The sequence below is a fragment of the Streptomyces sp. H27-D2 genome (genome assembly GCF_035828615.1).
GTDB lineage: Bacteria > Actinomycetota > Actinomycetes > Streptomycetales > Streptomycetaceae > Streptomyces.
Window position 1 is genome coordinate 1 of the sequence record NZ_JAYMZR010000178.1, and the last position, 5,721, is coordinate 5,721.

At 69.0% G+C, this 5,721-nt stretch carries 4 protein-coding genes; 1 reads left to right on the top strand and 3 read right to left on the bottom strand.

Translation table 11 applies throughout. The features are described from left to right. Positions 1-118: 118 nt before the first annotated feature. A complete protein-coding gene (locus QMK28_RS33515; RefSeq protein ID WP_326443468.1) occupies positions 119-469 on the bottom strand; it encodes a hypothetical protein in 351 nt (116 codons plus the stop codon). A gap of 78 nt (positions 470-547) precedes the next feature. On the opposite strand from QMK28_RS33515, the gene QMK28_RS33520 reads away from it, so the two are divergent. Continuing rightward, the gene (locus tag QMK28_RS33520; protein WP_326443469.1) at positions 548-1,036 is read left to right on the top strand and encodes a MarR family winged helix-turn-helix transcriptional regulator; all 489 of its coding nucleotides are present in this window, start codon (positions 548-550) and stop codon (positions 1,034-1,036) included. A gap of 259 nt (positions 1,037-1,295) precedes the next feature. Here QMK28_RS33520 and QMK28_RS33525 read toward each other — a convergent pair whose 3' ends face one another. Both QMK28_RS33525 and QMK28_RS33530 read right to left on the bottom strand, forming a co-directional pair. Next, positions 1,296-1,649: an SH3 domain-containing protein gene (locus QMK28_RS33525; RefSeq protein ID WP_326443470.1), complete on the bottom strand. Its 354-nt coding sequence runs from the start codon at positions 1,647-1,649 to the stop codon at positions 1,296-1,298. Positions 1,650-2,004: 355 nt separating this feature from the next. Then, a complete protein-coding gene (locus QMK28_RS33530; protein WP_326443471.1) occupies positions 2,005-4,779 on the bottom strand; it encodes an nSTAND1 domain-containing NTPase in 2,775 nt (924 codons plus the stop codon). Positions 4,780-5,721 lie beyond the last annotated feature (942 nt).

Below are 5,721 nucleotides of genomic sequence, written 5' to 3' on the forward strand. Positions count from 1 at the left end.
TACGGGAGCCAGCAGCGGCGGCCCGGACTGCGAGTGGCGTCGGGCCTTCTCGGAAGGCTCGGGGGCGGTAGCGGCGGCCATGGTGTCTCCTCGGCAGATCGATCCTCTTCTGTAATGATTACATACTCAGCGCTGCGGACGCGAGTACGCCGCCCACCAGCGTGATCGCCGAGCCCGGTGCGGTGATGCCGAGCGTCCGCAGCCGCCGGTAGAGCAAGGCCGTCGTGAGCGCCAGGGGCACGGACGAGGCGAACAGCAGGAAGGCGCCCAGCCTGATCGCGGTGCCGTGCGCCTGGGCGTAGTTCAAGACCTCCAGGCCGGAGGCGTCGGGGTGCGGGGTGGAGCGGTTGACGACGACGGCGGCGATCGTCAGGACGGCGTAAGCCAGTACGGGAGCCAGCAGCGGCGGCCCGGACTGCGAGTGGCGTCGGGCCTTCTCGGAAGGCTCGGGGGCGGTAGCGGCGGCCATGGTGTCTCCTCGGCAGATCGATCCTCTTCTGTAATGATTACATACTTTGAACGATTATTAAACGGATATGATGTCGTCATGACTACGAGTAGTGAGAGTGCGAGGTCCAGGTCGCAGGGCGGCGCCGCTTTTCTCCTGGCCCAGCTCGGCGCGCATGCGACCGCCCTGTTCACGGAGCGGGTACGTCGGCTCGATCTGACGCCGGCGCAGGCCGGCCTGCTGCGTACGCTGGCCGGCAGCCCGGGACGCAGTCAGCGCGAGATCGCCGAGGAACTCGGAATGGCGGCCAGCCGGTTCGTCCCGTTCGCCGACGAACTGGAGAAGCACGGGCTGATCGAGCGCCGCAAGAACCCCAAGGACCGCCGCCTGCACGCGCTGCACCTGACGGAACGCGGGGACAGGCTGCTCGGGGAACTGCGCGAGGCGGGGGCGGCCCACGAGCAGCAGGTGTGCGAGGCACTCACCCCCGAGGAGCACCGTCAGCTGACGGCGCTGCTGCGGCGCATGGCCGAGCAGCAGAAACTCACCCCGGGGGCCCACCCCGGCTACCGGACGCCCCAGACCTGAGTCGTCATTCCGGGGGCGGCTCTCGGGGACCGTGTCCAGGATTCGAGGTCAAGGCCCGTTCCGCGCTTGCCCACCCTGCCGGACAGCCCTAGCACTGGCACTGGCAGGCCCCGGCCCCCGCCGGGACTCCGGCCTCTTCCTGCGCCGTCTTCAGCTTCTTCCCTGTCGGGCGTCGGCCAGCGCCGACCATGACCCCACGCCGGTTTGTGGTCCCCGGCTCCGCTGGAGCCGGGGACCACAAACGTCAGTCACTTGGGCATCAGTTGCAGATGCCCAAGTAGGTCGAGGAGATCCAGACTCCCGAGGGGCCTCCCCACAGGTTTCCCTTCCGCCACACGCCGCTGCTGTCCGTGATGTTGAACCCCTGGCCGGCGTTCACCTGCCCCAACCGTGATCCGGGCGAGGAGCTGGGAGCGTTGTGGTACCAGACGTTGTTGCCAGTGACACAGGTGTACGACAGCGCGCCGAGCGACGCAGCACCCGCAGCGGCCTGCTGCCGATGAGACGCGGCATCCTGTCCGGCGGCCTGCGCCGAGGTGCCACCCAACGCGAGCCCGCCGACCGCCAGCGCCAATGAGACACCAATCGCGGCCCTCTTGACCGATGAAAACATAGGAATCCTCCCTTAACGTCTTTCCCTTGATCCGAACGAGGACCGTGACGCCTCGTCGGCTCCTACCTGGTCTAGCGGAAAAGGGTTGTTCAGAATCGTGGCCGTGGAACCTAACAAACGGATCCCGAACAACGAGCGGCAAGACCAGCGCAGGAGTGCGGGGCGGGTGGTCAACCCGCATCAGGTCGGTGAAGGGCTTGACCCGGCGAACGCTCGGTTGGCGGCGGTCCTCGAGGGACCGGCTGCGTCCCCAAAACGCAGACCAGCTCCGCCCCTACGACACCGGCGCCGGCTCTGCACGTGAGTCTGGAGTCCGGGAACCACCGATCGACGGGTTCCGGAGCCGGGGCGGCGATTAGGGGCAGGGCGCGCGGTAGGCCACGCCGGGGAAGTAGCGCTCCCATTGTTGTGAGGTGACCGTGGGGTGGGCGGATTCGCAGGCCCGTGTCATGGCGCGGTGAGGATCGGCCTCCCAGACCTGGGCGGTGTGGTCCGCGCTGGCGGTGACGATCGTCCGGCCCTGGAGGGAGAACGCCACCGCGGTGACCGCACCGGTATGACCGGTCAACATGGCCTGCTGGGAGGGGTGGCGCAGGTCGACTACGTTCCACGTGCGGACGGAACGGTCATCGCTGGCGGAGGCGAGGGTGCGTCCGTCGGGGCTGAACGCCACCGAGGCCACTACGTCGGCGTGGCCGGTGAGTGGGGCAAGCTGACCGGGGCGCCGCGGGTCGGTGACGTTCCACAGGCGAATGGTCCGGTCATCGCTGCCCGAGGCGAGGGTGCGTCCGTCGGGGCTGAACGCCAGGCAGTCGACGAAGTCCCGGTGACCGGTGAGGGTGGCGAGCCGGCCGGGGTGCTGCGGGTCGCTCACGTCCCACAGCCGAGCGGTGTGGTCGTAACTGCCGGTGGCCAGAGTGTGTCCATCGGGGCTGAAGACGACGGAGAACACGGTGTCGGTGTGGCCGGTCAGCACGGACAGGAGCACCGGGCGGCGCGCATCGGCCACGTTCCACAGTCGGATGGTGCGGTCGCGGCCGGTCGAGGCGAGGGTGTGTCCGTCCGGACTGAACGCCACGGAACTGACGGTGTCGGTGTGGCCGGTCAGCACGGACAACCGGGTCGGGTGCCGCCTGTCGGACACGTCCCACAGGCGCACGGTCCGGTCGAAACTGCCCGTGGCCAGCGTCCGGCCGTCGGAGCCGACGGCCACTGAGCTGACTACCTGGGTGTGACCGACCAGTTGCGTCGTCAGAGTGCTCACCAATCCGTTGCGTGCCGCGTCGGAGGGAACGAGCCGGTACGCGGCCAGGCTGAGCTGAACGGCGAGCGGCGGATCGGTGTAGCGCAGGGCGACCGCCTTGGCGGAGACCTCCCGGGACAGGGCCACATTGCGCTGTCCGGTCGCCACCCGCTGCGCGTGCAGGGCGTAGCCGACGCCGGCCACGGCCGCCACGAGCAGGACCATCAGCAGCGCGACGAGATGCCTCAGCTGCCGGACCCGACGACGCGCGATGGCGTTCCGGGCGCGCTCGGCAGCCCCGCAGGCGTCGAGGAACCGTTGTTCGCGAGCGGTGAGCGCGATGGTGCCGGCACCGATCAATTCCTGGGCGCCGGCCAGACGCGTGCCGCGGTAGAGGACGTCGGGGTCACGGCCCAGGGACTCCCACACCTGCGTGGCGTCGGTCAGCTGCCGGTGCAGACGCAGCCCGTCCCGGTCTTCGGCCAGCCAGCGGCTGAGCCGTGGCCAGCAGCCGATGAGTGCCTCATGGGTGATCTCCACCCGGTCCTGACCGAGGGTGAGCAGCCGGGCGTGGGCGGCGCGTTCCAGGACAACCGCGGTGTCCGGTCCGGTGTCGTCGAGTTCGTCACGCGGCACCCGGCGCTTGGTGTCCTCGGTTCCCTCACCGAGGGCGGTCAGCCGGAGGAAGATCTGCCGGGCGAGAGTGCACTGGGAGGCGTCCAGCGTCGCGTAGAACGATTCCGCGGTCTGGGCGAGCGCGCCCTGGAAGCCGCCGGCCGCCTGGAAGGCTTCCAGCGTCAGCATGGTGCCGCGTCTGCGCCGCCATGTCTCCAACAGGGCGTGGGACAGCAAGGGCAGGACGCCCGCCCGGTCGTGGGCATGTGCCGTCAGCGCTGCCAGCAGCGCGCCCTCCACCCGGTATCCAGCGCGCAGGGCAGGCTCGGTAATGGCCCGGCGCAGCTCGTCGGTGCTCATCGGTCCGACCGCGATCTGCGCGTCGCGCAGTGCCTCGATCAGATCCGCGTGACGTGTGCAGTGCGCGTAGAAATCCGCGCGAACGCCCAGCAGCACGCGGCACCGGCTGTTGCGCGTCTGTGCGGCGGTGACGAGGGCGGCGATGAACGCAGTGCGTTCCTCCGGGTCGCGGCACACGGTGAAGACCTCCTCGAACTGGTCGATCACCAGCACGATGTCGGTCTGCGGCGGTCGGTCGGCCAGGAACTGGCGCACCACCCGGTGCAGATTGAACCGGTCCGCCGCGAGCTCGTCGCGCAGTGCTCCCGCGGACATCCCGCCGAGGCCGGCGAGCTGGATCGCGCACTCTTCCAGCGGGTGCGGCCCGGGGGTGAGGACCACCGCGGCCCAACTGTCGCCCTCCGCACGCAGGCGCGGGAGCAGGCCGGCCCGCAGGAGGGAGGACTTGCCCGATCCGGAGGCCCCGAAGACCGCCAGGAACCGCTGTTGCGACAGCCTGGTCGTGACGTCCTCGACCAGCCGCTCACGGCCGAAATACCGGTCGGCGTCCTGAGGCTGGAACGCCGAGAGACCCACGTACGGTGGCGTTTCGGATTCCGGAGTGGAACCCGCCGCTGCGTGTGCCGCGTCCGCGGCGAGTTCCACGGCGAGTTCCGCGGCCAGGTCGTGCCAGCGCTGCTCCCACTGTGCCGTGTCGCCGTCGCAGGCGCGCACGTACGCCAGCGTCACCGCCAGGGTGGGCAGCTTTCGGCCGCCGGCCGCGTCCGACAAGGTGGCGATCGAGTAGTGCGCGCGCTCCGACAGTTGACGGTAGGTCGGATGGGCGGCCTTCTGGCGCAACCGGCGCAGGTCCGCGGCGAACCGCAACAGCGCGGTGTCCCCCGCGTCCAGTGGACGTTCCCCACGGGGCACGGCCTGCACCTCTTCCTTGTTTCCCTGATTGTTCAGCATTCGCCGGGCCCGCACCAGACTGCCCGGTTCGGGGACCTGCCGTCCGGGTTTCCCTGATTGTTCAGCATTCGCCGGGCCCGCACCAGACTGCCCGGTTCGGGGACCTGCCGTCCGGGAATCGGCCGGACGTCCGCTGCCGCGCCTTCCCTTACCGTGCGCGCCGTGGTCCCTGCATCCGTCGCATCGATTCCGTAAAGCACCCGGGGTCGGCCTTTTCAGGTTCCTTGAAATGCTTGCGAAATATTCTCTTTTCTGTGGCCGGTATTCTTTCTTTGGGGCCCTTGAATTCTTTTGGGGGAATGTGGTTCCGTCTTTTTGAGGGGTTGGCTGTCCGGTCATCCGCAGATCTGAGTTGGGAGATCTCATGACTGTCACGAAACTTTTTGAGCGGCTCGCTGGAAACGGTCTGCAGCAGCACCTGCACGCCGAGCGACAGCCGTCGAGGAAGGGTGCGTCCCGCGGTACGAAAGCTGTGCTTGGGACTCGCAGTGCCGCAACGGGCGTTGTCAACTTGGCTGTGACCGGTCCGGCGACGTCACCGGTGATCGTCAGAACTGGCCCCATCTGGTCCTGATGCCACTGCCGGAATGCATGATCGTGCACGTGTTGCCCGTGCCCATCAGTGCACGGCGTCTCGAGGGGTGCCGACAGAGCCAGCCGCTCGGCCGAGGGTGCGGCCGAGCGGGATGACCCCCGCACCGGGGCGCGCGAGGGGCTGACCTTCGAAGAGGCGATCGCCTGCCTGACCGCGTAACCCACTTTCAGATGGAACCGGGGTCGGCCTCCGGGGCCGGAGGCCGCTCGTCCAGCGCGGGCTTGGCTTTCGCCGGTTCCGCAGGCGGCACCACCGATGGCGCGGGCTGCTGGGCCCTTTCCAGGAACCGCAGCAGTTCCACCGGGAAC